This window comes from Bradyrhizobium sp. USDA 4454, from assembly GCF_054822705.1.
The window spans coordinates 4,453,842-4,480,827 of record NZ_JBTRCN010000001.1; the positions used below are offsets into that span (position 1 = coordinate 4,453,842).

Here is a 26,986-nt window from a genome sequence, read left to right on the forward strand (position 1 = left end):
GATGCCGGCGTGAGCGTTCCTGTTTGGCTAGAAGCAGAGATTGGTCACGGCGTTGCCGCGCTTGTCCTTGATGACATAGGGACAGCGGGCGCGCTCCAGCGCCTTCTTGGCATCCTCGTCGCCGAGTGCGGCCGCGCGCTCGTAATAGGCTTTTGCGGCATCGCTATCCTTCGGCCCGCCGCGGCCGGCCTGCGCGAACGCGCCCATCCGCTCCAGCGCGCCCGGATGGTTCTGCGCCGCGGCCTTTTCGAACAACGCCCGCGCGCCGGCATCGTCCTGCGCGCCGCCCTTGCCTTCAGCCAGCATCATGCCGAGCTGGTACTGTGCCTCCGCATTGGTTTCGGCCGATTTGGCGAGCAGTTCGCGCGCACGTGCCGGATCGGCAGCCGCGCTGCCGCCGAGCGCCGCAAGATTGCTGACGCCGCGCGCGTTGCCGGCCTGCGCCGCGCGCTCGAACAGCTTGCGTGCCTGCGCCTCGTCCTTGGCGACGCCGGTGCCGTTGCCGTAGAGCACGCCGAGCTCGACCATCGCCGACGTCGAACCCTTGTCGGCCGCCTTGCGCCAGGCGGTTGCCGCTTCCGCGGTCTGCCGGTTGGCGGCGTAGGCGCGGCCGAGTTCGTACATCGCGCGGCGCGACGATTTTGCCGCCACCGCGCAATACCTGATCGCAGTCGCGATGTCGGCCGACGCGATGTCGCCTACGCCCTTCACGTCGGCCGGCTTGTCGGGATCGGAGGGATCGGCGGCGAGCCGGTCGCACAGCACGAGATCGGCGGATTGGGCGTGGGCGAGCGCCGGTGCCGCCAGCGCGGCGACGACCACAATGGCTTGGAGAGGTCTGAACATGGGCGGCAGGTTGCGTCGCGGTGCGGGCAAATTCAAGGCTCGAGCCCGGTCTCGCGCAGCACCGGCGCAACATCAGCCGACGACAGGTAACGCAGCAGACGATCCGCCGCTTCGGTGCGCGCCGACGTCGTCATACGGCCCGCGGAGAACACCGCCAGGATTGGCGCAAACGCCGCATCGATCCGCACCCTGCGCGCGGCCAGATCGGCCTCGGCAAGGCGCGCGACCGCGCCCTTCAGCGCCACCGTCGAGAGCACGCGAACCGAATTGTCCACCGCTTACGCCCGCCGCATCAGCTTGAGTGCGGCGGTGAGGCGCAGGCTGCGCTTGCCGGCAAGTGCGGTCGCTTCGAGCAACGCGCCTTCCTCATCGCAAGTGCCGGCAAAGCCGATGCCGACCTCACGGCCGCCGAACACCGGGTTCTCGCCCATCGCCGACGTGTGCTCCTGATTGAGGATCTGGCCCTTCCAGCGGCCCTTCTCGGAGGTGTAGGTGCCGAGATAGTAGAAGAATGCATCGCCGCCGAGGATGCGGCCGTCGTTGAGCAGCATCACGCCGGTAAGGCCGCCGTCGATACCGTCGAGCACGCGGATGTGGATCGAATAGAGCCCGTTGACGATACCGCCGTCGCCGACCCCGCCGGCGGTCGGGACCTCGTCCGCGGTGATCGGCGTCATCACCGACTGGAACGGCACGCCGGGCAATTCCTTGAGCTCGCCCTTGAAGCGGTAGAGCTCGCCGTCCGGCCAGCCCTTGGCGATCAGGGTCGCGTCATCGGTGCCGGCCATCGCGCGGTAGTTCGGATCCGGATTGTGGCGAACGGTCTGGATCTCGACCGCGACCTCGTCACCGTGTTTGGCGTAGCTGCCGATATGGGCGAACGCCGAATTGCCGCCAAGCAGCTTGCCGTTGCCGACATACATCACGCTGCGGCCAACGGCGCCGCCCAGCTCGAACCGGACCTTGTAGAACCCCTCAAACAAGCGCCGTGCCCCCGGCAGCCAATATCCAATCGTTATCTACCGCGGTTCATAACGCGGCGAAACCGCTTTTGGCGGCAAGCCGCCTGCAAACACTGTCGTTAAAACGCAAAGGTCCGCCAAGGCTGTCGCCCTGGCGGACCCGATAGCGGTACCGGACGGCTCGATCCGGGTCCGAAGGTTGCTTAGGCCGCGGCCTTCGCTCCGGTCGGCACCTCGGAGATCGTCTTCAGGATCTGCGAAGCGATCTGGTAGGGGTCGCCCTGGGAGTTCGGGCGGCGATCTTCCAAATAGCCCTTGTAGCCATTGTTGACGAAGGAGTGCGGCACGCGGATCGAGGCACCACGATCAGCCACGCCATAGCTGAACTTGTTCCACGGCGCGGTCTCGTGCTTGCCGGTCAGACGCTTGTCGTTGTCCGGGCCATAGACGGCGATGTGGTCCATCAGGTTCTTGTCGAAGGCCTTCATCAGGCTCTCGAAATACTCCTTGCCGCCGACTTCGCGCATGTACTTGGTCGAGAAGTTGGCGTGCATGCCCGAGCCGTTCCAGTCGGTATCGCCAAGCGGCTTGCAGTGGAATTCGATGTCGATGCCGTAGCTCTCGGTGAGACGCAGCATCAGGTAGCGGGCCATCCACATCTGGTCAGCGGCGGTCTTGGAGCCCTTGCCGAAGATCTGGAATTCCCACTGGCCCTTCGCCACCTCGGCGTTGATGCCTTCGTGGTTGATGCCGGCGTGCAGGCACAGGTTGAGATGCTCTTCGACGATCTTGCGGGCAACGCTGCCGACGTTCTTGTAACCGACGCCGGTGTAGTACGGGCCCTGCGGAGCCGGATAACCCTGTTCCGGGAAGCCGAGCGGACGGCCGTCCTTGTAGAAGAAGTATTCCTGCTCGAACCCGAACCAGGCGCCTTCGTCGTCCAGAATGGTCGCGCGCTTGTTCGAGACATGCGGCGTCTTGCCATCGGGCATCATGACTTCGCACATCACCAGCACGCCGTTCTCGCGCGCACCGTCGGGATAGCAGGCGACCGGCTTCAGCACGCAGTCAGAGCTGTGGCCTTCAGCCTGCTGGGTGGACGAACCGTCAAAGCCCCACAGCGGAAGCTGTTCGAGGGTCGGGAACGACGCGTATTCCTTGATCTGCGTCTTGCCGCGCAGGCTCGGCGTCGGCGTATATCCGTCGAGCCAGATATACTCGAGCTTGTACTTGGTCATTGAACCTCTCTGTTGATGATGCAAAACCGTGAGGAACCGAAAGCCAGTCGGTCGCCGCACGCGTACCCGGCCACCATCGGCCGGCTCTTACTAAGCAATTAAAATGCCAGTCGCTGCACTGCGGCACCCGTCCTGTTCGCGGATGTCCACAGCGGACATCGCACTTTTAGCTGCGACATAGCAGCGCGGCTGGCATGCGCCGCGGTCAGCCAAAATCTTTTCTCCGCCCCCTCCGCCGCCCGTTTCTGCAGCAAATTCGGCTACGGCATCCTCAGCCGATTAATGTGGCGGCAGCGCTGTGTGACAGTTCGTGTCCGGCCGCCGGTCGCCCAGCAACCATCGTCACGGCCCAAGCGTTGGTCAGTTGCATCCTGCCTCGCAGGAGGCAAATCTGGATTTGCATACAAAATAGACGGAGAATGACTATTTCTTGGTCAACTTGCGCCCTACCGAGCCCGGGTCGATATCAAGATCACGGTAACCACACGCGAATGAGTCGGGCGCACCATGGAGGCTCGCACCGGCCAAAGGAGACTTTGACATGATCACCACGGGCCAAAACCAAGGGCCACTTCAGGGATCGGCGACGATCTATCAATTCCCGGCAGGGGGCCGCGCGGCTCTCGGCGGACGCCGCTACGGCGAAATGCGATCAGCGCGCGAGTTCGCTGAGGTCGAGACCTCGGCCTGCAGCGAGAGCTGGTACCATCAGGCCGCTATCGACGACATCAAGCCGAGCCGCGATCACTGATGTCGATGCAGCGGCGCGGCGTGACGCAAAAACGTCAGACAGCATCACAACAATAGAGAAGGGTCGGAACACAGCGTTTCGGCCCTTTTTTATGTCAGCTCGGTTCATGCCAGTTCGCAGGCCGTCGCCGGCCGCTTCGCATGCCGGAGCCTGGTTAGCCCGGCGCGCGAGAACTCGAGCGTGACGCCGCCGCCCTTGTAGCGTGTGCCCGTCAGCGACAGCCGCTTCGTCAATGTCACCGCCTTGCCGTCGAGCTGCAGATGCGCGCGGCTATCGTCGCTGAAAAACGCCGCTATGAACTGCGTGCCGTCGGCACAATGATAATTCCGGAACGCGGACTGCGCCAGCGCCGCCGAGGAACCAAGAATCTCGACAACAAATGCGCCAACCAGAATGGCGCCCCCGCGATAAGTCATATTCTCCCCCCGAGAGGCCGGTTATAGACCTGTCTGCGCCCGTCATTCCTGCGCCAGAGATTGAGCCAAGACCTCAACAGCTGCAACAGGCCCGCCCGATGTCCGAAGCCCCTGCCCGTCACCTCAATCTCGCCGGCGCCAGCAATTTCCGCGACCTCGGCGGCTACCAGACGCGCGACGGCCGGACGGTGCGCTGGCGGCAGATCTTCCGCTCCAACCATCTGGCGCATCTCACCGAGCAGGACGTTGCCGTGGTGCGCGGCCTCGGGGTCAGGAGCGCATTCGATTTCCGCGGCGTCGCCGAGCGCGCCGAGGCGCTGTGCGGCATGAGCGAGGTGACCGTGCATTCGCTTCCGGTCGAGCCGACGGTGGTGGCCGCGCTGCGCGCGATCGCCAACAGCCGTGCACTATCCGAAGCCGACGCGATCGATGTGATGCGGGAATCCTACCGCGGTTATGTGCAGGACAACACACAGCGCTATCGCACGCTGTTCGCCCATCTGCTGGAAGACCGCGCGCCGCTGGTGATCCACTGCACCGCGGGCAAGGATCGCACCGGCTTTGCCTGTGCGCTGATCCTGCATTCGCTCGGGGTGCCCGAGCAGGTGATCGCGGACGACTATCTCCTGACCAATCAGTACTACAAGCGCGATCCGGCCCACAGCACCGAGCTGCCCGACGACGTCAAGCAGGTGCTCGGCACCGTGCGCGCGGATTTTCTGATGGCGGCGTTCGAGGCGATCGATGCCGACTATGGCAACCTCGACGGCTATTTCCGTGAAGGCCTCGGGCTCGGCGAGAGCGAGCGCAAGGCGCTTGAAGACCGCTATCTGCAAGCCTGATCAGATCGCCCTGATCAGATCCCTTGATCAGTTCAATCGCCTCAGGCCGCTGCGGCCTCGAGCTCGAGCTCCGCATCGAGGTCGGCAATCACGTCCTCGAATGCCGAGATCGCCTGCTGGATCGCTGCGATCTGCATCAATTCCCAGCTGCCCACTGGCCCCTTGCGATTCTGCAGTGCCACCACGAGATCGCGCCGCTGCTCCTTAAGCTGAACGAGCGGTAAACCGTGATCCGGAAGATTTCCCATTCGCATAACCCCTACCTTGGCTGGAGTTCCGCTTCTAAGGGACAGGGTTCTGCAAACGACTTACAGAACTGCCGCAAATTTTACGCAACCACGCCACCCCCGTAGTCTTACGTAGTCGGACGTCACGCAATCAGGCCTACGTGATCGCTTCCGGCTTCAACGCGTCGTCGATCGCGGCGAACAGCGACTGGGTCACGCAATTGGTCGCCCATTCGCTGGTGTGAAGCTGCCCGCCGTCGTCGAGCTCGCCGAGCGGAATGCCGTCATCGACCCAGCGCTTCATCAGCATGAAGCGGCTGAACAGATTGACGCGCTTGCTTGACGTGACTTCCAAGATCATCGGCATGATCACATTGGCGAGGCCGAGCGCAGCTTGCGTCCCGACGATCGCCTGCGTGTACTGGGAATCCATCACGATCACGTCGAGCGGCAGCGCGGCGAGCACGTCGAGACCTGCCTCCAGCGTGGCGCGCACCTCGGCGGGATTGTAACTCTTGTAGACCGCATTGGTGCCGACCTGCCAGATCACCAGCACCGGCGCTTCGGCGGTCACATCGGACTCGATGCGCGAATACTCCTCCGGCGCTTCCTGGCCACCGACCCCGCGATTGATCACGTCGATCATCCGGCCGAAGAAGCGTTGCCGCAGCAGCATTTCGAGCCGCGGCGGGAACGGCATGACATTGTCGGCGCCCGCCGTCGACGATGATCCGAGCGCCACCACCTTGATCTTGCGCTGATGCCGGAGCGCTTCCGCGAAATGCGGCAGCGGACGGCCGAACTTGACGATGTCGAGATGGGTTTCGCAGGGCCTCGGTGCCGGCATCGCAAACATCCTTGAGATGAATGAACTGATGAATACGCGCAGTTGGAGACGAATTTGGCGGCATTGCAAATGAATTCCGCCTGATCATAGTGAGCACTTGGCCAGCTCGCGCATATGGAGACCCGCCATGAACGGAAAAGCCATTGTCATCACCGGTGCCCTCGGCGCACTTGGCAAAGTGGTCGCCGAAGAGGCGCTGGCGCGTGGCATGCGCGTCGCCGGCATCGATCATGCGGCCTCGCAGCGTGCGGGGACCGCCGACCGCATCGAGCTCGGCGGCGTCGACCTCACCGATCCCGCGCAAGCGAAGGCGGCAATCGACAAGGCGGCCGCGCATTTCGGCCGGCTCGACGGGCTGATCAACATCGCCGGCGGTTTCACCTTCGAGGCGGTCAGCGACGGCGATCCCGCGACCTGGCAGCGCATGCATGCGATGAACGTGATGACCGCCTTCAACACGTCGCGCGCGGCCATCCCGCATCTTGTCAAGTCCGGCGCCGGACGCATCATCAATATCGGCGCGCTCGGCGCCTTGCAGGCCGCCTCCGGCATGGGCCCCTATGCGGCCTCGAAGGCCGGCGTACATCGCCTCACCGAGTCGCTCGCCGCGGAACTCAAGGGCAAGGTCACGGTCAACGCCGTGCTGCCCTCGATCATCGACACCGCGGCCAATCGCGCCGCGATGCCGAAGGCCGATATCTCCAAATGGGTGACACCGAAGGAACTCGCCGAGGTGATCCTGTTCCTCGCCAGCGATGCGGCGAGCGCTGTCACCGGCGCACTGCTGCCGGTGAACGGGCGGGTTTAGTCCGCAACCAGCAGCCGCAGCTTCGACCTGAAGCGGATGCTCTGCTTGCCGGCGAGCGCCATGCCGTGGCCCTCGGCAGTCTGGTCTGTGTAGGTGCCGGTGAATCCGATGGTGACCACCTTGCGTTCCCACACCGGGCGCTCGCCATAGGTCGGCGAATGCTCCTCGTTGGTGACCTCGCCCTTCCACTTGCCGTCGGCCGCGGTGTAGCTGCCATGGGCAAAGAAGAACGAGTCGCCGCCGCGCATCTGGCCGTCGCGCAGCACCATGACGCCCTGGTTGCCGCCAGAGACGCCGTCGAGGAATTCGACGGTGATGTGATAGAGCCCGTTCCGGATCATGATGTGGTCACGCCGTTGTCCCGGCCTCACAATAGCCGCTCGGGCACGATCTGAGCAAATTCCGTCCACGTCGGCAGCGGTCGATCCGGCTATGCTGCTGCGAATTGAGTCGCGGCCAGAACGGCCGCCGGAGCCAGCCCGTTGGAAACCGCGCTTTACCTGCCCGTCAAACGCTTCCTGGAAAAGCTCGGCTTCGCGGTGAAGGGCGAGATCGGCGGCTGCGACCTCGTGGCGCTGAGCGGCGATGATCCACCGGTCGTCGTGATCGGTGAGCTCAAGCTCGCCTTCAATCTCGAACTGATCCTGCAGGCGGTCGATCGCGCGGCGGCCGCCGACGAGGTCTGGATCGCGGCCAAGGTGTCGGCCCGCGGCAAGGGCCGCGAGAGTGACGCGCGCTATCGCAATCTGTGCCGGCGGCTCGGCTTCGGCATGCTCGGGGTCACCGACCGCGGCGACGTCGAGGTGCTGGTGCCGCCGCCGACCACGGCGATCCGGCGCAATCCGAAGAAGCGCTCGCGCCTGATCGCCGAGCACCGCAAGCGCAAGGGCGATCCCGCCATGGGCGGCTCGACGCGGGCGCCGATCATGACGGCCTATCGGCAGCAGGCGCTGGCCTGCGCCTGTGCGATGTCGGACGGCCCGCGGCGGGTGCGCGACCTCCGCGCCGAGATTCCCGACGCCGGCAAGATCCTGCTGCATAATGTCTACGGCTGGTTCGACCGCGCCGAGCGCGGCATCTATGTGCTGACCGATGCCGGCCGCGCCGCGCTGAAGCGCTGGCCGCAACAGCCGATCACTGCATCAGGGACCGAAGCTGCTCCGTAACCGACTGGGGGACATCATGATTGTCGTCACCGGCAGCGTCACCGCCCGCCCCGAGACGTTCGACGAGGTGCGACGGCTGAGCCTCGCGCACGTCCATCGCTCGCGCACCGAGCCCGGCTGCATTTGGCATGCGGTCCACGTCGATTGCGAGAATCCGCTCAGGCTGGTATTTTTCGAGCAATGGGCCGACCGCGCCGCGCTGGCCGCGCACTTCGCGGTGCCCGCGTCGCGCGAATTCGTCCGATCGCTGCAATCTCTCGCGGCCGCGGCGACCACGATCGAACTTTATGACGCTCACAAGATTGAGGGACTCTAGCTGCATGGCTGGATTGCCATCTCACATTCATATTGCAATGCAACATTGGGCGCCTTACGTATCTCCCGCGATTCAAGGATGAGGCGGCGATGAGCGGAGACTGGAACACCAAATACGGCACAAGGCGCGTGCGGCACGATCCGCCGACGCTGGAGGAGGCAATCTTCGCCGCTATCGGCATCACCGACGACGTGGAGGCCCAGGCCGAGATCGCGTCGTCGCTGATGGGGCTGCCCTATGACGAGGTGCTGGCCGAGGTGAAGAAGACCGCGCGCGTCAGCGCCCGCACCGGCACCGCGACCCGCGTGATCGCTGGCGAACAGGGCGCGCAGCGCTCCGTCGTGGTCGAGCGCCGCGTGGTCCGCCGTCTCGCGCCCGCCAAGCGCACCGGCACCTGAACAACGACATCCGATTGCTGAAAGAAAAAGGGCAATCCGCCGAGCGGATTGCCCTTTTTGCTGTTGCGCTGAAAGATTGGCTTTAGGCCGCCCGGCCCCAGCCGGACATCTGCATCACCATTCGCCAATAGGCGCGGTTCATGTCGACGATCGCGCGCGCGGCCTCGACCGGCGTAACCGGCGCAGCGGTCGGCGCCGGTTCAGCCTGGCGCTGCTCGGTCAGGTCGATGCTGCCCGTCGACTCACCGTGACGGAAGGTCAGTTGCGCACCGAACTTGGTGGCGAGCGCACGCATCGCATCGTTCTGCGCGCCGGTGGTGATGCGCAGGCTCTCGTAGCCCTTGGCGTGGGCCTCGGCGATCAGCTTGCGGAATAGGGTGCTGCCGACGCCCTTGCGGCGGGCCGAGCGCTCCACGCTGAAGGCGATCTCGGGCTGCGCATCCGGTGATTGCTCCGGCGGATGCAGCTCGGCCGCACCGCGGACCACGCCATCCTCGAAATAGGCGATGATGACCGTGCCGTCATTGGCACAACGCTCGGCATAGCGGCGGATAAAGCTGTCGTCGATGAAGCCATGAAAGCGATCATGTCGGCTGGTACGGTCGAGCCGCAGCAGGTGATCGCGCAGCAGAGGAAGCTCCTCCTGCTGGCTCAACGTCCGCACGGTGCCCGTGGCAGCCGTCGCGCGGATGGAATCATAGTTCATTTCATAACTCCTCTTGGTAGCCCTCGAGGAGGCGTCGAATCCCTAGCAGCCGCTATATTGTGCGACGCACCATAAAATTCAAGTATCCAGATTCATTTAAGTAAACAATGATGTGATCAGAAAATCATATCATTGCCTCATCATAATACCAATTGTGTCTGAGTGACCACGGCGACCAGCTTGCCATCCTCGGTTTCCAGTCGGGTTTGCCAGACCTGGGTCCGTCGGCCCCGGTGAACCGGCGTGGCGGTCGCGACCACGGTCATCCCTTCCTTGGCCCCGCCGATAAAGTTGGTCTTGCTCTCCAGCGTCGTGGTGCCCTTGGCGTCCTCAGGCAGGTTGATCACGGTGGCAGCAGCGCCGACCGAGTCGGCAAACGCCATCACCGCCCCGCCATGGATGGTATGATGGAGCGTGCAGAGCTCCGGCCGGACCAGCATCTTCGCGGTCACGCGATCCTGGCTGGCCTCGGTGAAGGTGACGCCCTTCAACTCCGCAAACGGCATCTTCATCGACTGGATCTTTTCGAGCGGCGTCATGGGTACTCCCTGCTTTGTGGCCTTCTTCGAGGTTGTTGCCGGCATGATGGAGTGCCCGGCCGGGCCCGGCAATGACGTCCGAGGTAATGGCGACCATAACCTGATCGCCACAGTGACATCGCCGCAGTGACAATGTGCCGCCGAGGCTGCATACCCTGCGCGATGCGCGACTACCCACCCCGCCGGATCGTCTGCCTGACCGAGGAGACGGTCGAGACACTGTATCTGCTCGGCGAGCAGGACCGCATTGTCGGTGTCTCCGGCTATGCGGTGCGGCCGCCGCAGGTCCGCCGCGAGAAGCCGCGCGTGTCGGCGTTCATCTCCGCCGACATTCCGAAGATTCTGGCGCTCGACCCCGATCTCGTGCTCGCCTTCTCCGACCTTCAGGCCGACATCGTTGCCGATCTCGTGCGTGCCGGCGTCGCGGTCCACGTCTTCAACCAGCGCGACATCGCCGGTATCCTCGCCATGATCCGCACCTTGGGCGCGATGGTCGGTGCCGCCGATCGCGCCGAACGGCTCGCAATCAATCTCGCGCAACGGCTGGCTGAGATCGCGGCAACGCCGCGTCGCGCGCCGCGGCCAAAAGTCTATTTCGAGGAATGGGACGATCCGCTGATCAGCGGCATCGGCTGGGTGCCCGAATTGGTCGAGATCGCCGGCGGCACGGATGCGCTGCCGCATCTGCGCGGGCACAAGGCCGCCAGGGATCGCATCGTCACGCCTGACGCCGTGCGTGCGGCGATGCCCGACGTGATCCTCGCATCATGGTGCGGCAAGAAGGTCGTGCCCAACCGCATCAGGGTACGTGAGGGCTGGCGCGACATTCCGGCCGTGCGCAACGACCGCATCGTCGAGATCAAATCGCCGATCATTCTGCAGCCCGGCCCTGCTGCACTGACCGACGGGCTCGATGCGATCGTGAAGGCGTTGTGGGCGGAAGGCTGACCTCTCGCACCGTCATTGCGAGCGAAGCGAAGCAATCCCTCCGTCCGCGTATGCGGAGCAATGGATTGCTTCGTCGCTTCGCTCCTCGCAATGACGTGGCGAGAGTGCGATTACGCTTTCTCCACCCCGCACCATTCCGCGACGAACAGGGCCATGGCCTTGGTCGCCTTCCGCAGCGAGTCCAGTTCGACATATTCATTGAAGCCGTGCATCGCCGCGCCGCTGGCGCCGAAGCAGAGGCTCGGGATGTCGTGGTTCAGGCCGTAGAAGCGGGTATCGGTCAGCGCGGTGAAGGCGCGATCTTCCACCGCGCCGCCATAAACCGCATGGTGCGCCTTGGCGAAGGCGGCTTCCGGCGCCTCGGAGTTCACCAGTTCATAGCCTTCGGACAGGAAGCCCGACCATTCCACCTGCGGTGGATTGTTGGACAGGAATCGATGGTCGCGCGCCGCGGCCGACACGCAGGCCAGAATCTCCTTCTGGCACTCGGCGATGGACCAGCCCGGCAACACCGCGATCCGGCAATCGACATCGCACCAGGCCGGCACGCTGGAGGCCCAGTCGCCGCCCTTGATGATGCCCGGATTGAAATTGATCGGATGATTGACGTCCCTGAAATGGCGGTCGCTCTTGGCGCGCTCGTTCCAGGCGATCTCGAGCTTCTCCAGCGCATGCACGAGATGATACGCCGCCATGATCGCGTTCGCGCCCGCACCGGCCTCGAACACGTGCACCGGGAAGCCGCGCACCTTGAGGCGGAACCAGATCACGCCGACCTGCGAGCGGATCATCTTGCCGTTGGTCGGCTCCGGGATGAAACAGGCATCGGCGCGGTAGCCGCGCTGCAAGGTCGAGAGCGCGCCGACGCCGGTGCTCTCCTCCTCGATCACGGACTGGAAGTGGATCCGTGCCGTCGGCTTCAGGCCCGCCTTCTTGATCGCGTCCAGCGCATAGAGCGCGGCGATGGTGCCGGACTTCATGTCGCAGGCACCGCGGCCGTACATCTTGCCGTCCTTGATGACCGGCGAGAACGGCGGCGTCTCCCACATCTCCAGCGGACCGGTCGGCACCACGTCGCAGTGGCCCTGCAGGATCAGTGATTTGCCGGCATTGGTCGCCGGACGGTAAGTGCCGACCACCGTGCGCGCCTTGGAGAAATCATGCTCGATCGGGCCGAAGCCGCGCAGATCCTTCAGATCGTCGAGATTGATGTGCCAGTCGTCGACCTCATAACCGCGCTCGCGCAGCAAATCGCCGATCATGTCCTGGCACGGTCCCTCGGCGCCGCGGGTCGAGGGGATCGCGACAAAGGCCTGCGTCGTCGCAAGCTGCGCATCGAATCCCTCGTCAACGGCGGCAAGGATTCGTTGTTGCGTCTCGGCAGTCATGCTGTGGCTCCATGGGGGACATCAGAAAAGGCGGGAGCCGCACCGTAGCCCGATTTCAGCCGGCGGGGTATTGCGCAAAATAGGCATCCCGCAATGCATCTTCGAGCAGACGGCCTTCCGAATAGCCATCGAGCGTCGCAGGCCGCGTCACGCCGTCGAGCAGCCGCGGACACGGCTCGGGCGCGCCGAGCACGGTGCGCACCGGAATGCGCTCGGCATAGATCGGCAACTCGTAATCCTCGTCGTCATCGGCAACGCCCTTGGCGCGAATTTTTGCCGATGCCTCCTCGATCTCCATAGCGATGAACGAGGTCGCCTTGATCTCCTGCTTGCTGCTGGCGCGCAGGCCCGCGGTGCGGTCGGGGAAGAAGCGGTCGACCATCGCGACGATGGCGCGCTCCTTCTCCGCGGGATCGGTCACGAGATAGGCGGAGCCGAACGCCATCACCGCGCGATAGTCGGCCGAATGGTTGAAGCCGCAGCGCGCCAGCACCAGGCTGTCGAGATGCGCGACCGTCAGGCACACCCGCTGTCCCTCCGACTGGTTCTCCAGCATGCGGCTCGCGCTCGAGCCGTGCCAATAGAGCCTGGTGCCCTCGCGCCAGAAGAAGGTCGGCGTGCAGTATGGCTGGCCGTCGATCACGTAGGAGACGTGGCACAGCATCGAGGCGTCCAGGATCTTGTGCACGGTGGCGTGGTCGTAGAAGCCGCGGTCATGCCTGCGCTTGACCCGGTTGCGGGACGACGTTGGGTAGGACGGAGTGGATGCGCCTTCGGTCACGGCTGAGCCTCGTCAAATCTGGAATCTGTCCAGAGTTGTAGCGGTTCATTTGGTCTGCGATAGTGCCAATTCCATGCGAAAAATTCCGACCAATTCCCGGACGCCCGCGGCGCGCAAGCCGGAGCTGCCGCTCGACCTCACCGGCCCGCATGTGACGCCGGGCGCGGCCTCGCAGCAGCGGCTCTATCAGGCGCTGTGCCGCACCATCATCGGCGGCCTGGTCAAGCCGGGCGAGCCGCTGCCGCCGTCGCGGACGCTCGCCAAGCAGACCGGTTTCCGCCGCAACGCCGTCACCACCGCCTATGAGCGATTGATCGCCGACGGCTTTGCGGTGGCAACCACCGGCTCCGGCACGTTCGTCGCGGCACGCATCCCGGCGCAGGCGAGCGCGCCGCGACATGCCCGGATCGAGATCGAGCCGCCGCAGCACAATGCGCTGTCGCTCGGCTGCACCCATATCGACGACCGCGCGCTGCAGCGCTTCCGCGCCTTTGCCGGGCGCAGGCTGCGCGCCTTCGGGTCCGAGCATCTCCACTACGGCGATCCGCGCGGCAGCAGCGAGTTGCGCGCCGCGATATCCGACCATCTGCTGTCGGCGCGCGGGCTGCGCTGCGATCCCGACCAGATCATGCTGGCGTCGGGCACGCTGCACGCGCTGCGCATCGTGCTAGGCGCCATTCTCAAGCCCGGCGACCAGGTCTGGTGCGAGGATCCCGGCTATCCGGCGGCGCGCCGCGCGATCGAGCATTGCGGCTATCGGCCGGTGTCGGTGCCGGTCGATGGCTCAGGCATGCGCATCGACAAGGGACGCGCATCAGCGCCGGCAGCGCGCGCCGCCTATGTCACGCCGTCACACCAGTTTCCGCTCGGCGTGCAGATGTCGATGCCGCGCCGGCTCGAGCTGCTCGACTGGGCCCGCGACGCCGGCGCCTTCGTGTTCGAGGACGATTACGACAGCGAGTTCCGCTACGACGGTGCGCCGCTGCTGTCGCTTGCCGGCATCGATCATCTGCGCCGCGTGATCTACATGGGCACGTTTGCGAAGACGCTGTTCCCGGGATTGCGGATCGGCTACTGCGCCTTGCCCGAAGCCTTGATCGGTCCGGTCACGGCGGCGCGCGCCGCGCTCGACCGCTTTCCCGCCACATTGATGGAAGGCGCGGTGGCCGACATGCTGAACTCCGGCGCCTTCGCCGCCAACCTGCGCAAGGCGCGCAAGCTCTATCGCGAAGCGCGCGACGTGCTGGCATTCACGCTCACCAGCGCTTCCGAGGGCGAGCTCACGGTTCCCGTGCCATCGCAGGGCCTGCATCTCGTCGCACGGCTGGATCCGGCGACCGATCCGCTGGTTGCCGCCCGAGCAAAGGCAACCGCCGGCGTCGGCGGCTGGCTGCTCGCCGAGACCTATCACCGCGCACGCCCGCTGCCCGGCTTTGTGTTGGGATTTTCCGGTCATCCGGTTCCGCAACTCATCGCGTCGGCGGAACAATTGGCGAAGACGACGCTGACTGCGCTGCGCGCGACGCGCAAGGTATCCATCAAGTCGTCTGCCAAGCCCCGGCGCTCTAGGAGAATCGCAGCCATCTGACTATGGTCGCCGGCGTTTAGTCAGTGTCCGCTTACGGAGATACCGGATGCCCAATCGCAACGTCCTGTATCTCGTGATCGGCGCGCTGGTCGTGATCGCAGGCATGCTCGGCTACAATCTGTATCAGGCAAAGAAGCAGCCTGAAGGTCTGCAGATCAATGTCGGCCCCGACGGGGTCAAGATCCAGAACAAATGAGGCAGGCCGCGATGCCGCGCATTGGATTGCTCGCGCTGATCGGTGCCGTCGCGATTGTCGCGCTGGCAAACTCCGCTTCCGGGCAAACCGTCATGCGCGAGGCCGATATCGTCGATCTGCGGGTCGGTCAGCGCGTGCTGGTCGATGACGGCTCCTGCCCGGCCGGGCAGATCAAGCAGGTCATCGGCGCCAAGCTGAGCCAGAACGGCGTGGTGCGGACCCAAGGCTGCGTGCCGCGCCTCGCCAAAAAGTAAAACGCCCCGCTGCCGCGAGGCGCCTGCTCGTCATGCATCAAACGCGCCGCTCAGTTCGAGACCGGCTCGAACATGCATTGCAGTGTGGGCTTGGCGATTTTTGTGAAGGTCGGGCCGATCTCGCTTTGCTTTGAGGGCGGCACCCAATCGGTCTCGATGGTCGGCACGCCGGTCTCGCTGATGCCGCGCAGCAGCGCCTGGCGCAGATCGGGATCATCCACCGTCGCAGCGGCATGGTCGTGCAGGCAGCCGCACACCGCCTCGGGATGCGCCCAGCGGCCGAGCATGTGCGGCGCGCATTGGCGCACGAACTCGTCGCGCGGTTCAGGCACCCGGTACAGTGACCGGATCTGCATCGACTCGAGCGGAAGTTGGGATTGGGCCTGCGCGGAACCCGCCAGAACAAGCGATGCAAACATCGCGGCGGAGCAGATACGGAGCAACATGGGGAGCCTTTGCCGGCAGTTCTGTTTTTGCGTCGCGCTCAGTTGGCCTGCGCCACCACCATCGGCGCCGAGGTGACGACCGGCGAGCCGTTATAGGAGAACGTGCCGATCCCGGGCAAACCGTTGTCCGGGGTCCCGGCCATCGACGAACCGGCCATCACGAAGGCGAAGGCAAGGATCAGGCTGATGGTCCGCATGTGTCTGTCTCCGTCATTCCGACTCGGCGCCCGGCGCCGTTGTGTTGACGGTTTGATAACGATCTGGCGTTTCCGGAGTTCTGCGGAACAAGCCGAAAATGGTTTCGTCGGCCATGAGAATTGTTTCGTCGATCAAGGAACCACGAAACATTCATCGAAAAACATCAATGTTTTCAGTAACGGGGTGGCGACCGGCCACGCGTCGAAGATTTCGCGCGCCGCGACCGCCGCGCGCGCCCAGCTGGGGACTATCTCGCGCATTGAGCGGACGACGGCGCTTTCTTAACCTTCCTCTGCTGAGACAGGACGCAGCACAGCAAGGGCGGCCAAGGGCGTTGCTGAACCGCGGAGCGCGTCGGCCGACTTAATCTGGGCACCGTGCAACCAACTCCGTGGTGGCACGTTGTCGTAATCCCAATCCAACGAAGCAATCCAACGAAGGATGTCAGTCGTGGGCAATGGCAACACCGGTGTTGGCAATGAATCCGCGGCGAGCAAATCCGGCCAGCAGCAACAGATGACGGCCGCGATGCCGCAACAGGGCGCGTATGTGATGGGCGACAACGAGTGCGCGCCGCAGAAGCTGGTCCGCCTCGTCGGCTGCCGCGACTCGAAGCTCAAGCCAGGCTTCACCATCGGCGCCAAGCAGTTCGGGCAAACCAAAAGCTAACTCACGCGCCGCATCAGCCGACCCAGCCAAGCCCCTGCTCCGGCTACTGAATGAACTCGCCGCATTTCTGCACGGCGGTGGCGTCGGCTGCGCCCCAGGGCATGATCGGCACCGATGACGTCGAGTTCTTCGGCGAGCCCTCGATCAGTCTGTCCGAATAAACCATGTAGACCAGCACGTTGCGCTTGGCGTCGCAGCCCCGCACGATCTGCATCTTCTTGAAGAACAGCGACCGGCGCTTACTGAACATGTCATCGCCCTGGCCGAGCTTGTTCTTGAACCGGATCGGCCCGATCTGCCGGCAAGCTAAAGAGATATCAGAGACTTCCTCGGCGAGGCCAAGCCAGCCCTTGAAGCCGCCCTTCTCCGGCACCGTGAAGTGACAGGCAACCCCGTCGACCTCGGGATCGTCGACGCCATAGGTCGCGAGCTTGTCGTTGGGGCTCACCCATTTAAACACCGTCGAGCGGCGGAAGATCAGGTCCGGCTCCTCGGCCGCGGCGGCGGGAGCCACCTGCCCCAAGGCCAGCGTCAAGGTCAGTAACATCGGCAGCGCCGCGCACCCCCATCGCGACAACGGTCGCACGTCACACAGGCTCACAGTTCTCGAAATCATGGAGGTCTCCGCGGGGTGGGGTCCCGCCTATGTAGTGCACAAACGTCGCACAGGAAGGCGCTGACAGTTCGGTGATCAGACCTGGGCGTTTAACCTCTTGTGAGGCTTTTTTGCTACGCTTTCGTCGAAAATCGACCCCTCACGGAAGGGTTAGATCGCTTGCGCTGGTGAACGCATTCCGTGTCTGCGACAACCAATGAATAGTTTGGACTGGGATTCGGAATATGCGGGCAAGCCGACGTCGGATTTCGATTTTGGATTGTGCGAACGGGCGGTTCTGGCAGTTTGCAATTCTGACAGCAGCCGGCGCCGTCGCCGCCTCCACGCAGGCTGATGCAGCCCTCTTTTACTGGAACCGGGACTCCGCCTTTTATGGCGAGGTCGAGCCGATGCCGGCGCCGCATCGGCAGAAGCCGAAGCGCAGCACCGCGAAGAAGACTCCGGCAACCGAGAAGGAGACCGGCAGCAAGCCGCAGGGTCCTCTCATCATCTCGGTCTCGATCGATCAGCAGCGGGTCAGCGTCTACGACTCGAACGGCCTCTACGCCGAAAGCCCGGTGTCGACCGGCATGAAGGGGCATTCGACCCCGATGGGTGTCTTCAGCGTCATCCAGAAGCAGAAGTACCACCAGTCCAACATCTATAGCGGCGCACCGATGCCGTACATGCAGCGCATCACCTGGTCGGGCATCGCGATGCACGCCGGTGTGCTGCCCGGCTATCCGGCCTCCCATGGCTGCATCCGCATGCCGATGTCGTTTGCGGTCAAGATGTACAACTGGACGCGGATGGGCGCCCGCGTGTTCGTCACACCGGGCACGATCTCGCCGGAGACCTTCTCGCATCCGCTGCTGGTGACGCAGCGGGTCGTGCCGCAGCAGCCGGTTGCCGACGACATCCTGAAGATGGAAGCGCCGCTTGGCGTGAAGAGCGACAAGGGCGCCGACAAGCAGTCCGGTCTCGATCTGCGCAGCAGCGTCGGCCATACCGCCTCGCTGCGCGACAACACCCACACCGCCGACGCCAGCCGCGCGATGCCGGCAGCGAGCGCCTCGGCGACGATGTCCGATGCGTCCTCCGCGCGCGACGCCATTGCGGAGAAGATCGCAGCCGACAAGCCGGCCGAGACCAGTTCCACCGCCGCTCACGGCGACGTCGCCACCGACGACAAGACCGTCGGCGAGACCACGGGCGCTACCGACAGGCCGAAGTCCGAGGTTTCCGCAAGCGATCCGGTGAAGCCGGAAGCCAGGGCCGACGAGCAGAAGGCCGACGCTGCCAAGCCTGGCGCTGCCGAAGCGCCCAAGGTCGATACGTCCAAGACCGAGGCGCCAAAGGCTGACCTGGCCAAGGACGCAGCCAAGGCAACGGATGCCGACAAGCCCGCCGAAGCTGCGACCGCAGCCGACAGCGCCGACGCCAAGAAGGATATAGCCAAGGATCCGGCACGGCTGCCGGGCATCGCCAAAATCGACGTGTCGAAGCGCGCCGGCCAGATCGCGGTGTTCATCAGCCGCAAGGATTCCAAGCTCTATGTGCGGCAGAACTTTGCGCCGCTGTTCGACGTGCCGGTGACGATCGCGGCCAGCGATCGGCCGCTCGGCACCCATGTGTTCACCGCGGAAGCCGACAAGAGCGATGCGAACCTGCTGCGCTGGTCGGTGGTGACGCTGCCGAACCGGAACGCTACCCGCATCGACGTCGAGGAGCGCGCCTCGCATCGCCGCAAGGTGGCCGCAGCGCCGGTCGAGGCCAGGCCGCAGCCGGCGACCAACAGCCCGGCCGAGGCGCTCGACCGCATCTCGATTCCGTCGGACGTGATGGCGCGGATCAGCGAGGCGCTCGGCAGCGGCGCATCGATCATCGTCTCCGACCTCGGCATCAACCAGGGCGAGACCGGCGAAGGCACCGACTTCATCCTGCCGCTGCGTTAGACCAGCGATCGTAGCGTAGCCCGGATGAAGTGAAGCGAAATCCGGGGCCGCTCTGTCCGCTGAGGGTGCGGCCCCGGATTGCGCTGCGCTCCGTCCGGGCTACATATGACGCCTTCTTGAAAACTCGCGCCGTCACTCTGGACTATGATCCGCTCGCACCTGTTCCGGGGACGAGACCATGATGGACCGCAGGACACTGATCGTGGCGGCGTTCGCCGCGGCCGCCGCATCCCCTGCGCTGCATGCCGGGCAGCCCGCGATGAGCCGGATCACGGCCTACGCCTTCTCGTTCCCGGCACTCGACGGCGGCGACATTCGCCTCGCCGACTATGCCGGCCGTCCGCTGCTGATCGTGAACACCGCCTCGCTCTGTGGCTTCACGCCGCAATATGCCGGATTGCAGCAATTGTGGACCGAATTCCGCGAGCGCGGCTTTGTCATCATCGGCGTGCCCTCCAATGATTTCGGCGGCCAGGAGCCGGGCGGCCCGACCGAAATCGCCGAGACCGCGCAGCATCAATACGGCGTCACCTTCCCGATCGCGGCGAAAGCCGTGGTCAAGGGCGCCAGCGCGCACCCGTTCTACCGCTGGGCGGCGGAGTCACGGCCCAAGGACGTGCCGCGCTGGAACTTCCACAAATACCTGATCGGCCGCGACGGCTACATCGCCGACGTCTTTCCTGAGTCGGTCACGCCCGACGACACCCGGATCAAGACCGGGATTGCACGGGCCTTGGCGGTCGCCTGAGAAGCCGCGATAATTCCCGGAATTAACTGAGGATTTTTGACCCCACCGCGTTCATTGCCTTGGCGTCGCCACTGCGACTAGGGTACGATCGGTTGGGGGCGAAGGCGGCCCGGTCGCGGCAAGACCGCCACCCGGAACGCGATCAGCAGGGAACACGCCATGCGCATTGCAGCAGGTCTGATTTTCGCAGGGACCGTATCGTTGCTCGCGTCGAGCGCAGCATGGTCGCAGCAGACGCCGCCTGCCAAGGGCGCCGCCGCAGCGCCGGCAGCAGCTCCCGCGGCCGCAGCTCCAGCGCCCGCCGCCGCGGCGCCCGCGCCCGCCACCGCAAACGCTGCTCCGGTGCCGCCGAAGCAACCGCCGCAGCCGGCGCGCGCCGCCTGCAACAATCCGAACGCCCTCGGCGTCGCCCGCACCGTCGAGATCGACACCACGGGCGGTCCCGGCTTCGGCTTCGAGCATTTCAAGCAGCTCGACTTCCTGCGCGACCACGAGGTGGTGCTGACCTTCGACGATGGTCCGTGGCCGGGCAACACGCCGGCGGTGCTGAAGGCGCTGGCGGACGAGTGCACCACGGGCATCTTCTTCCCGATCGGTAAGCACGCCACCTACCATCCCGAAATCCTGCGGCAGGTCTATGCCGCAGGCCACACCGTCGGCTCGCACACCTGGTCGCACGAGAATCTGAACAACAAGAAGCTGACCGAGGATCAGAAGAAGGGCGAGATCGAACGTGGGTTTGCCGCGGTCAAGTGGGCGCTGGAGACCTCACCCTCGCCGTTCTTCCGCTTCCCGGCGCTGCAACATCCGCCGGAAATGGTGACCTATCTCGGCAACCGCAACATCGCGATCTTCTCCTGCGACCTCGACTCCTTCGACTTCAAATCGAAGAACTCGCAAGCCGTGATCGACAACGTGATGAAGAAGCTCGGCAAGCTCGGCAAGGGCATCATCCTGATGCACGACTTCCAGAAGCACACCGCGGAAGCCCTACCGACGCTGCTGACGCAGCTCAAGGCCGGCGGCTACAAGGTGGTCGCGATGCGCGCGAAATTCCCGGCGACCGTGCTGCCGCAATACGAGCAGGACCTCGCCAAGGACGTCAAGCTGCCGACCGTGAGCTCGCGGCCGGTGAACAGCGTCGTCACCACGGTCGACCAGTAAGGCAACGGCGATAGTCCTGAGCGTTTTCAAGCGAAGTGGATACCGGTTCGCGTGAAGAAAACGCGTAAGAAGACTCCCATGTCTGCGTTGCGTATTGAAGGCTTCGTCATCGTCTCGGCCGACGGCCGGCTGGCGAATGCGCGCAATGTGATGCCCGACGATCTCAAGATCGAGGGCGACAAGAAGTTCTTCACCGCGGCGCTCGAGCGCGCCGATCTCGTCGTCCACGGCCGCCATTCCCAGGAAGAGCAGCCGAACGCGCCGAAGCGCCGCCGCCTGATCCTGACGAGCAAGGTCGCGACCACCGCACCCGACCCCGACAATCCGAAGGCGCTGCTGTGGAATCCCGCCGGCTGCCCGTTCGAGACCGCGAGCCGCGCGGCCGGCGTGACCGCGGGCATGGTCGCGATCATCGGCGGCCCCGGCGTGTTCGGCATGTTCATGGACCGCTACGACACGTTTTGGCTCTCGGTCGCACCGAAGGTCCACATCCCCGACGGCGAGCCGTGCTTCCCCGGCGTCCCTGCCCGCACCCCGCAGCAGGTGCTGGCAGCGCACGGCCTCGTCGCCGGCGCGTCAAAGCTGATCGATCCGGAGCAGGATGTCAGCGTCACGCCGTGGCGGCGCGCGGGTTGAAGACTTTCTCGTAGGGCGGGTTAGCCGAAGGCGTAACCCGCCGCCTCTCGCACCCAATGTGCCGGTCGGCGGATTACGCTTCGCTAATCCGCCCTACGCAATTGCGCACTGCCCTACACGTCGCCATACGCCGGGTCGTCGCGGCGCGGGCCGCGGCCGTAGCCGGCGATGATGAACAGCGCGCCGATCAGCGACAGGTTCTTCAGCGCATCGATCAGCGTCTTGACGTTGTCGGGCGCCGGCTGATTCCAGAAATCATGGAAGTAGAAGGTGGCGAAGCACACGAAGATGATCAAAAGGATCGCGAAGAACCGCGCCAGCACGTTCACCGCGATCATCAACCCCGCGATGATCTCGAAGGCGCCGACCGTGATCGCTAGCAGCTGCATGAACGGCATGCCGACGAAGGTTTCGATCTGCTGCGTATAGGGCGCGACCACGGCCGGGATCGTCACCTTGGCCGCAAGCAGATCCGCCGTCGCCTGGATGCCGAACAGCTTGCTCGCCCCCGAATAGAGGAACAGCACGGCAAACAGGATTCGTCCGAAGGTGATGAAAGCTGGCATGGGTCGGCCTCACTGGATGGCGGAAATCGGACGAAGCAGGCGGAGCGATTATGGCCGCCCCGCCTGCTTCGATCAAATCGAATCCACCTCGCTCCACGCACGATCCGGAAAGCTGCGCTGCGGTTTTCCGAACATGACGTGCTCAAGCAACCCGTCAGCCGAATAGCGTCGGCTGCGCGCGGCCGGCGCGCTCCTGGGCCTCGACGGCGGCGACCGCCGTCATGTTGAGGATGCCGCGTGCCGTCACGCCGGGGGTGAGGATGTGTGCCGGACGCGCCGGACCGATCAGGATCGGCCCGACCGGCAACGCGTTGGCCAGCGATTTGATCATCTGGTAGGCGATGTTGGCGGCGTCGAGGTTCGGCATGATCAGGATGTTGGCCTCGCCTTCCAGCCGCGACTGCGGCAGCACCAGGCGCCGCGCCACGCCCGACAGCGCGGTGTCGCCCTGCATTTCGCCATCGGCCTCGATCTCCGGATGCTTGTCCTTCAGGAGCTGGGTGGCCCGCCGCATCTTGCGCGAGGAGTCCGTATCATAGCTGCCGAAGTCGGAATGTGACACGAAGGCGACCTTCGGCTTGAAGGCGAAACGCTGGACGTGAATCGCCGCGAGCGAGGCGACTTCGGCGAGCTCCTCCGCACTCGGGTTCGGCCGCACCTGGGTGTCGGCGAGGAAATGCGCGCCGGTTGAGGTGATCATCAGCGCCAGCGCGGCGTAGTCGCTGACCCCCGGCAGGAAGCCGATGATCTCGCGGACATGGCGAAGATGGCTCATGTAGCGGCCCTCGACGCCGCACAGCATCGCGTCGGCCTCGCCGCGCGACACCGCAAGTGCTGCGATGACCGTGTTGTTGGTGCGCACCACCGTGCGCGCCGCTTCGGGCGTCACCCCGCGCCGGCCGGCAACGTCGATATAGGACTGCACATAGGAGCGGTAGCGCGGATCGTCCTCGGGATTGACCAGGTCGAAATCCCGCCCGGCCTTGATCGACAGGCCGAAGCGCTTGATCCTGGTTTCGACCACCGACGGACGGCCGACCAGGATCGGCCGCGCCAGCTTCTCCTCGAGCACCACCTGCGTCGCGCGCAGCACCCGCTCGTCCTCGCCCTCGGCGTAGATCACGCGCACCGGCTGGGTCTTCGCCTTGGCGAACACCGGCTTCATGGTGAGGCCGGAGCGGAACGCGAAGCGTTCGAGGTTGGCGGCGTATTCGTCGAAATTGGCGATCGGCCTTGTCGCGACGCCGGATTCCATCGCGGCCCTGGCCACCGCCGGCGCAATGCGCAGGATCAGGCGCGGATCGAACGGGCTCGGGATCAGCGAGCCCGGGCCGAACCCCTGTGTCTCGCCGCTGTCGAAGCCATGGGCCACCGCATCCGACGGCGGATCGCGCGCGAGCTGCGCGATGGCATCCACCGCGGCATGCTTCATCGCCTCGTTGATCGCGGTGGCGCCGACGTCGAGCGCGCCGCGGAAGATGAACGGGAAACACAGCACGTTGTTGACCTGGTTTGGGAAGTCCGACCGGCCGGTACAGATCATCGCATCGGGTCGCGCCAGCCGCGCCTCGTCCGGCATGATCTCCGGCACCGGATTGGCGAGTGCCATCACCAACGGCTTGTCGCCCATCTGCTTGACCATTTCGGGCTTCAGCACGCCGGGCGCCGACAGTCCGATAAAGATGTCCGCACCCGGAATGACGTCGGCCAGCACGCGCGCGTCGGTCTTCTGGGTATAGACTGCCTTCCAGCGATCCATCGTGGTGTTGCGGCCGTCATAGACCACGCCGTCGATGTCGCAGACCCAGATGTTCTTGTGCTGCGCGCCCATCGAGACCAGCAGATTGAGGGTCGCGATCGCCGCGGCGCCGGCGCCGGAGCAGACGATCTTCACATCCGACAATTGCTTGCCGTTCAACCGCAGCCCGTTGACGATCGCGGCCGCGACGATAATGGCCGTGCCATGCTGGTCGTCGTGGAACACCGGGATTTTCATGCGCTCCTTGAGCTGCGTCTCGATCTCGAAGCACTCCGGCCCGCGAATGTCCTCCAGATTGATGCCGCCGAAGGTCGGCTCCAGCGCGGCGACGGTCTCGACCACCCGCTCGATCGTGTTGGCATTGATCTCGATGTCGAACACGTCGATGCCGGCGAATTTCTTGAACAGCACCGCCTTGCCTTCCATGACGGGCTTGGAGGCCAGCGGACCGATATTGCCGAGCCCGAGCACCGCGGTGCCGTTCGAGACCACGGCCACCAGATTGGCACGGGCGGTCAGCGTCGCGGCCTCGGCCGGGTTGTTGGCGATCTCGGTGCAGGCGGCGGCTACGCCCGGCGAATAGGCCAGCGCCAGGTCGCGCTGGTTGGCAAGCGGCTTGATCGCCTGGATCTCGAGCTTGCCCGGTCGCGGCAGCCGGTGATAGGCGAGCGCGGCGTTATGGAGTTCTTCAGACGATGACGACATGCGTGCTCCCCGCGTTTCCGGCCCAAATTTCTTGTTTCTGTGCTAATCCAGGCGAAAGTCATTTGTCCGGCAAATCGAGCCGGATGTGAAGCATGTCCCGCCGCCTGGATGCAACATCCGATAATGTCCCCGTCAACAGGCCCGGGCGGGCCCTTCCGTCGATGCGGCACCTTCCGGCCGCGGATTGGCAATTTTTTCCCCTTGATGATCCGGAGTTGACCGAATGAAGAAAATTCTGCTCGGCCTGGTCGCCGTCGCAGTCATCGCGGCCGGCGGCTATTTCGGTTTCGACGTCTATGCCCAGCGCCGGGTGATCCGCGATGTCGAGGCTGCGTTCGAGCAGGTCCGCGCCGGCGGCGCCAAGGCGAGCCACGGCAAGATCGCCTTCGACACCAAGAGCCGCACCCTGACGATTTCCGACATCGGCGCCGAGTTGGGCGCGCAATTCCCTGTCAACGTCAAGATCGGCAGCCTCACGTTGACTGGCCTCGGTCAGCCGGACGCGGCTCGGATCTCTGCCGACAACATCGAGTTCAAGGATGTCGAGGTCGGCGTCGCCGGACCGACGCCGACGATCGCCACCCTCACCTACAAGGCACCGCGGATTACGGTGAAGGACTATTCCGGTCCCGCCGCCCTGCCGCAGCTTCCGGCCTCATCGTCGATCGTCGAGCTGTACCGGTTTGGATTCACGCAGGTTGCAAGCGTCAACGCGTCATCGGTGACCGCGCCCACCTTGACCGGCACGATGACCTTCAGCGCCGCCGCACATGTCGGCGACGGGGCCGGCGGCGCGTTCGACTATTCGGGCCTTGCGATCGAGAATCTGAAGGATGGCAAGATCGCGTCCAGCAAGACCGACAAGGTTGCGTTCAGGATCAATACGCAGCCGCAGGCAGGCAAGCCGGTCACGATGACCGGCGACCTCGCCAATGCCGCCGCGACCGATATCGACGTCGGTGCGATGGCGGCGATGTTCGATCCGGCCACGGCCGGCGACGACCGGGACTATCGGATTCAGGGCCACATTTCGGCCGGCCCCTATGTGATCACGGCGAAAGCCGATGCCGCCACCGCCATGCCAGGCCTCAACATGCGGATCGAAGGCGTGACCGTCGATGACGTCAGGATCAATCCGTCACGGATGCAGCTGCCGGCGCTGCTGGCGATGATCCCGCCGAAGGGGAGCGCACCGCCGAGCCCGGCACAGGCGCGCGAGCTGTTGGAAAAGGTCGCCGGCCTCTACTCCGGCGCTGGAATCGGCAACGCCGAAATCCGCGGTCTTGCTGTCGAGACGCCGCAGGGCCCGTTCAAGTTGTCCGCGGTGCGCTTCAATTTCGAACATGGCAAGATCGGCGAGCTCGCGGTCGAGGGGCTCGATGCGCATGCGCCGAACGGCCCCCTCAAGGTCGGACGCTTCGCGCTGAAGTCGCTCGATGTCGCGAGCCTCATGCGGCTCTCCGCGCAATTCGCCGGACAGAAGCCGACGCCTGAACAGGCGCTCACGCTGTTTCCCCTGATCGAGGGCATCGAGGTCAAGGGTGTCACGTCGCCCTACAAGGCCACCGGCAAGTCGGTCAACATCGACGTCCTCAGCCTCGACTGGGGTCAGTTCGTCGGAACGATCCCGAGCAAACTGCACCTGGTCGCGAAGATGGCGGCGCCGCTGGATGCGGCCGATCCGCAGCAGCAGGCGCTGGTCGCCGCCGGGATCGACCGGATGGCAGTCGATGCCGATCTCGGCGCTGTTTGGACCGAGGCGTCACGCGCGTTCGCGCTCGAACCGGTCAAGCTCAACATGGCCGGCCTGTTGAATGCATCGGCGAAGGTCGCGCTCGGCAATGTGCCGCGCGAGGCGTTTTCGACCAGCGCGGCGGAGTCCATGGGCGCAGCCGCGCAGATCGAGGCCGGCACGATCGAGTTCATCGTCCACGATCTCGGCGTCATCGATATTGCAGTCGCCCAGTTCGCCCGCACCCAGAATGTCGGCCGCGACGAGGCGCGCAAGACCATCCTCGACAGCATCAAGGCGCAAAGCGAAGCGATCGGTGCCGCCAACCCGGATGCCACCGCCCTCGTCACCGCGATCAGCCAGTTCATCGAGACGCCGGGGCAGACGCTGGTCATCAAATTGACCCCGCGCGCCAAAGCGCCGGTGCTGCAATTGATGCAGTTGCTCAAGGCCGATCCGCAATCGGCGCTGGCGCAATTCAAGATCGAGGCCTCGACGGGGCTCTAGCCTCCCTCTCCCCGTTCTTACGGGGAGAGGGCTGGGGTGAGGGGCTGCTTCCGCAAATTCGGTAGATAAGTTTACGCGGAGAGAAGCCC

At 64.8% G+C, this 26,986-nt stretch carries 33 protein-coding genes and 1 pseudogene; 17 read left to right on the top strand and 17 right to left on the bottom strand.

Annotated features, from left to right (window positions below):
• Positions 1-27 precede the first annotated feature (27 nt).
• The 4 genes and pseudogenes from ACVIW0_RS20955 to ACVIW0_RS20970 all read right to left on the bottom strand — a co-directional run bounded on the left by ACVIW0_RS20955 (position 28) and on the right by ACVIW0_RS20970 (position 3,046).
• A complete protein-coding gene (locus ACVIW0_RS20955) occupies positions 28-846 on the bottom strand; it encodes a tetratricopeptide repeat protein (RefSeq protein ID WP_461354046.1) in 819 nt (272 codons plus the stop codon).
• Between the two features lie 32 nt (positions 847-878).
• Positions 879-1,001: pseudogene (locus tag ACVIW0_RS20960) on the bottom strand (ABC transporter substrate-binding protein); the annotation flags it as partial.
• A gap of 123 nt (positions 1,002-1,124) precedes the next feature.
• Positions 1,125-1,829: a GrlR family regulatory protein gene (locus ACVIW0_RS20965; RefSeq protein ID WP_461354047.1), complete on the bottom strand. Its 705-nt coding sequence runs from the start codon at positions 1,827-1,829 to the stop codon at positions 1,125-1,127.
• A 182-nt stretch (positions 1,830-2,011) separates the two neighbouring features.
• On the bottom strand, positions 2,012-3,046 hold the full coding sequence (locus ACVIW0_RS20970) for a glutamine synthetase beta-grasp domain-containing protein (protein WP_461354048.1): 1,035 nt from the start codon (positions 3,044-3,046) through the stop codon (positions 2,012-2,014).
• A gap of 541 nt (positions 3,047-3,587) precedes the next feature.
• On the opposite strand from ACVIW0_RS20970, the gene ACVIW0_RS20975 reads away from it, so the two are divergent.
• A complete protein-coding gene (locus ACVIW0_RS20975; protein WP_461354049.1) occupies positions 3,588-3,797 on the top strand; it encodes a DUF2735 domain-containing protein in 210 nt (69 codons plus the stop codon).
• Positions 3,798-3,901: 104 nt separating this feature from the next.
• Here the strand turns inward: ACVIW0_RS20975 and ACVIW0_RS20980 are convergent, their stop codons facing one another.
• Positions 3,902-4,213 (bottom strand): MliC family protein, encoded by a 312-nt coding sequence (locus ACVIW0_RS20980; RefSeq protein WP_461354050.1) that lies wholly within the window; start codon positions 4,211-4,213, stop codon positions 3,902-3,904.
• A gap of 98 nt (positions 4,214-4,311) precedes the next feature.
• On the opposite strand from ACVIW0_RS20980, the gene ACVIW0_RS20985 reads away from it, so the two are divergent.
• The gene (locus ACVIW0_RS20985) at positions 4,312-5,055 is read left to right on the top strand and encodes a tyrosine-protein phosphatase (RefSeq protein ID WP_461354051.1); all 744 of its coding nucleotides are present in this window, start codon (positions 4,312-4,314) and stop codon (positions 5,053-5,055) included.
• A 41-nt stretch (positions 5,056-5,096) separates the two neighbouring features.
• On the opposite strand, the gene ACVIW0_RS20990 is transcribed toward ACVIW0_RS20985, so the two are convergent.
• A complete protein-coding gene (locus tag ACVIW0_RS20990; RefSeq protein WP_035634033.1) occupies positions 5,097-5,303 on the bottom strand; it encodes a hypothetical protein in 207 nt (68 codons plus the stop codon).
• Between the two features lie 136 nt (positions 5,304-5,439).
• Entirely contained in the window at positions 5,440-6,129 is a 690-nt protein-coding gene (locus tag ACVIW0_RS20995) for an SGNH/GDSL hydrolase family protein (RefSeq protein ID WP_461354052.1), read from the bottom strand.
• A 127-nt stretch (positions 6,130-6,256) separates the two neighbouring features.
• On the opposite strand from ACVIW0_RS20995, the gene fabG reads away from it, so the two are divergent.
• A complete protein-coding gene (gene fabG, locus ACVIW0_RS21000; RefSeq protein WP_461354053.1) occupies positions 6,257-6,937 on the top strand; it encodes a 3-oxoacyl-ACP reductase FabG in 681 nt (226 codons plus the stop codon).
• Here fabG and ACVIW0_RS21005 read toward each other — a convergent pair.
• A complete protein-coding gene (locus ACVIW0_RS21005) occupies positions 6,934-7,278 on the bottom strand; it encodes a hypothetical protein (RefSeq protein ID WP_461354054.1) in 345 nt (114 codons plus the stop codon). The genes fabG and ACVIW0_RS21005 overlap by 4 nt on opposite strands.
• Before the next feature lie 141 nt (positions 7,279-7,419).
• Between ACVIW0_RS21005 and ACVIW0_RS21010 the strand changes: the two genes are divergently transcribed.
• The 3 genes from ACVIW0_RS21010 (at position 7,420) to ACVIW0_RS21020 (ending at position 8,817) form a co-directional block, all read left to right on the top strand.
• Positions 7,420-8,103: a DUF2161 domain-containing phosphodiesterase gene (locus tag ACVIW0_RS21010; RefSeq protein ID WP_461354055.1), complete on the top strand. Its 684-nt coding sequence runs from the start codon at positions 7,420-7,422 to the stop codon at positions 8,101-8,103.
• A gap of 16 nt (positions 8,104-8,119) precedes the next feature.
• Entirely contained in the window at positions 8,120-8,419 is a 300-nt protein-coding gene (locus tag ACVIW0_RS21015) for a putative quinol monooxygenase (RefSeq protein WP_461354056.1), read from the top strand.
• Positions 8,420-8,508: 89 nt separating this feature from the next.
• Entirely contained in the window at positions 8,509-8,817 is a 309-nt protein-coding gene (locus ACVIW0_RS21020; RefSeq protein WP_279706102.1) for a hypothetical protein, read from the top strand.
• A gap of 82 nt (positions 8,818-8,899) precedes the next feature.
• Here ACVIW0_RS21020 and ACVIW0_RS21025 read toward each other — a convergent pair whose 3' ends face one another.
• Both ACVIW0_RS21025 and ACVIW0_RS21030 read right to left on the bottom strand, forming a co-directional pair.
• Positions 8,900-9,523: a GNAT family N-acetyltransferase gene (locus tag ACVIW0_RS21025; protein WP_461354057.1), complete on the bottom strand. Its 624-nt coding sequence runs from the start codon at positions 9,521-9,523 to the stop codon at positions 8,900-8,902.
• Positions 9,524-9,663: 140 nt separating this feature from the next.
• Positions 9,664-10,062, bottom strand: coding sequence for a PaaI family thioesterase (locus ACVIW0_RS21030; protein WP_461354058.1), 399 nt, complete (start codon positions 10,060-10,062; stop codon positions 9,664-9,666).
• Between ACVIW0_RS21030 and ACVIW0_RS21035 the strand changes: the two genes are divergently transcribed.
• A complete protein-coding gene (locus tag ACVIW0_RS21035) occupies positions 10,061-10,192 on the top strand; it encodes a hypothetical protein (RefSeq protein WP_461354059.1) in 132 nt (43 codons plus the stop codon). The two genes, ACVIW0_RS21030 and ACVIW0_RS21035, sit on opposite strands and share 2 nt — an antisense overlap.
• A 32-nt stretch (positions 10,193-10,224) precedes the next feature.
• Positions 10,225-11,010, top strand: coding sequence for a cobalamin-binding protein (locus ACVIW0_RS21040; protein WP_461354060.1), 786 nt, complete (start codon positions 10,225-10,227; stop codon positions 11,008-11,010).
• Positions 11,011-11,120: 110 nt separating this feature from the next.
• Here the strand turns inward: ACVIW0_RS21040 and ACVIW0_RS21045 are convergent, their stop codons facing one another.
• Both ACVIW0_RS21045 and ACVIW0_RS21050 read right to left on the bottom strand, forming a co-directional pair.
• Positions 11,121-12,398: an ArgE/DapE family deacylase gene (locus ACVIW0_RS21045; protein WP_461354061.1), complete on the bottom strand. Its 1,278-nt coding sequence runs from the start codon at positions 12,396-12,398 to the stop codon at positions 11,121-11,123.
• A 55-nt stretch (positions 12,399-12,453) separates the two neighbouring features.
• A complete protein-coding gene (locus ACVIW0_RS21050; RefSeq protein WP_461354062.1) occupies positions 12,454-13,179 on the bottom strand; it encodes a pyridoxamine 5'-phosphate oxidase family protein in 726 nt (241 codons plus the stop codon).
• 73 nt (positions 13,180-13,252) lie between these two features.
• On the opposite strand from ACVIW0_RS21050, the gene pdxR reads away from it, so the two are divergent.
• Genes pdxR through ACVIW0_RS21065 form a run of 3 tightly spaced genes read left to right on the top strand, consistent with a single transcriptional unit; the run spans position 13,253 to position 15,217 of the window.
• Positions 13,253-14,767, top strand: a complete 1,515-nt coding sequence (pdxR, locus tag ACVIW0_RS21055; protein WP_461354063.1) for a MocR-like pyridoxine biosynthesis transcription factor PdxR — start codon at positions 13,253-13,255, stop codon at positions 14,765-14,767.
• Between the two features lie 46 nt (positions 14,768-14,813).
• On the top strand, positions 14,814-14,963 hold the full coding sequence (locus ACVIW0_RS21060; RefSeq protein WP_165445530.1) for a hypothetical protein: 150 nt from the start codon (positions 14,814-14,816) through the stop codon (positions 14,961-14,963).
• An 11-nt stretch (positions 14,964-14,974) separates the two neighbouring features.
• Entirely contained in the window at positions 14,975-15,217 is a 243-nt protein-coding gene (locus ACVIW0_RS21065; protein ID WP_461354064.1) for a DUF6719 family protein, read from the top strand.
• A gap of 50 nt (positions 15,218-15,267) precedes the next feature.
• On the opposite strand, the gene ACVIW0_RS21070 is transcribed toward ACVIW0_RS21065, so the two are convergent.
• Both ACVIW0_RS21070 and ACVIW0_RS21075 read right to left on the bottom strand, forming a co-directional pair.
• Positions 15,268-15,663, bottom strand: coding sequence for a hypothetical protein (locus tag ACVIW0_RS21070; protein ID WP_461354065.1), 396 nt, complete (start codon positions 15,661-15,663; stop codon positions 15,268-15,270).
• 38 nt (positions 15,664-15,701) lie between these two features.
• Positions 15,702-15,860, bottom strand: coding sequence for a hypothetical protein (locus ACVIW0_RS21075; RefSeq protein ID WP_461354066.1), 159 nt, complete (start codon positions 15,858-15,860; stop codon positions 15,702-15,704).
• Positions 15,861-16,302: 442 nt separating this feature from the next.
• On the opposite strand from ACVIW0_RS21075, the gene ACVIW0_RS21080 reads away from it, so the two are divergent.
• On the top strand, positions 16,303-16,530 hold the full coding sequence (locus tag ACVIW0_RS21080) for a hypothetical protein (protein ID WP_461354067.1): 228 nt from the start codon (positions 16,303-16,305) through the stop codon (positions 16,528-16,530).
• Positions 16,531-16,573: 43 nt separating this feature from the next.
• Here the strand turns inward: ACVIW0_RS21080 and ACVIW0_RS21085 are convergent, their stop codons facing one another.
• Positions 16,574-17,077 (bottom strand): CreA family protein, encoded by a 504-nt coding sequence (locus ACVIW0_RS21085; protein WP_461354068.1) that lies wholly within the window; start codon positions 17,075-17,077, stop codon positions 16,574-16,576.
• 293 nt (positions 17,078-17,370) lie between these two features.
• On the opposite strand from ACVIW0_RS21085, the gene ACVIW0_RS21090 reads away from it, so the two are divergent.
• The 4 genes from ACVIW0_RS21090 to ACVIW0_RS21105 all read left to right on the top strand — a co-directional run bounded on the left by ACVIW0_RS21090 (position 17,371) and on the right by ACVIW0_RS21105 (position 21,628).
• Positions 17,371-19,080, top strand: coding sequence for a L,D-transpeptidase (locus ACVIW0_RS21090; RefSeq protein ID WP_461354069.1), 1,710 nt, complete (start codon positions 17,371-17,373; stop codon positions 19,078-19,080).
• 178 nt (positions 19,081-19,258) lie between these two features.
• Positions 19,259-19,828 carry a glutathione peroxidase gene (locus ACVIW0_RS21095; RefSeq protein ID WP_461354070.1) on the top strand — a complete coding sequence of 190 codons (570 nt, stop codon included), beginning with the start codon at positions 19,259-19,261 and terminating at the stop codon, positions 19,826-19,828.
• Between the two features lie 159 nt (positions 19,829-19,987).
• A complete protein-coding gene (locus tag ACVIW0_RS21100) occupies positions 19,988-20,992 on the top strand; it encodes a polysaccharide deacetylase family protein (RefSeq protein WP_461354071.1) in 1,005 nt (334 codons plus the stop codon).
• Between the two features lie 78 nt (positions 20,993-21,070).
• Entirely contained in the window at positions 21,071-21,628 is a 558-nt protein-coding gene (locus ACVIW0_RS21105) for a dihydrofolate reductase (RefSeq protein ID WP_461354072.1), read from the top strand.
• 113 nt (positions 21,629-21,741) lie between these two features.
• On the opposite strand, the gene ACVIW0_RS21110 is transcribed toward ACVIW0_RS21105, so the two are convergent.
• Together ACVIW0_RS21110 and ACVIW0_RS21115 are read right to left on the bottom strand one after the other, a co-directional pair.
• Positions 21,742-22,194, bottom strand: a complete 453-nt coding sequence (locus ACVIW0_RS21110) for a DoxX family protein (RefSeq protein WP_461354073.1) — start codon at positions 22,192-22,194, stop codon at positions 21,742-21,744.
• A 154-nt stretch (positions 22,195-22,348) separates the two neighbouring features.
• Positions 22,349-24,658 (bottom strand): NADP-dependent malic enzyme, encoded by a 2,310-nt coding sequence (locus ACVIW0_RS21115; protein WP_461354074.1) that lies wholly within the window; start codon positions 24,656-24,658, stop codon positions 22,349-22,351.
• Positions 24,659-24,881: 223 nt separating this feature from the next.
• Here ACVIW0_RS21115 and ACVIW0_RS21120 point away from each other — a divergent pair, with 223 nt between their 5' ends.
• Positions 24,882-26,897 (top strand): hypothetical protein, encoded by a 2,016-nt coding sequence (locus ACVIW0_RS21120; protein ID WP_461354075.1) that lies wholly within the window; start codon positions 24,882-24,884, stop codon positions 26,895-26,897.
• Positions 26,898-26,986 lie beyond the last annotated feature (89 nt).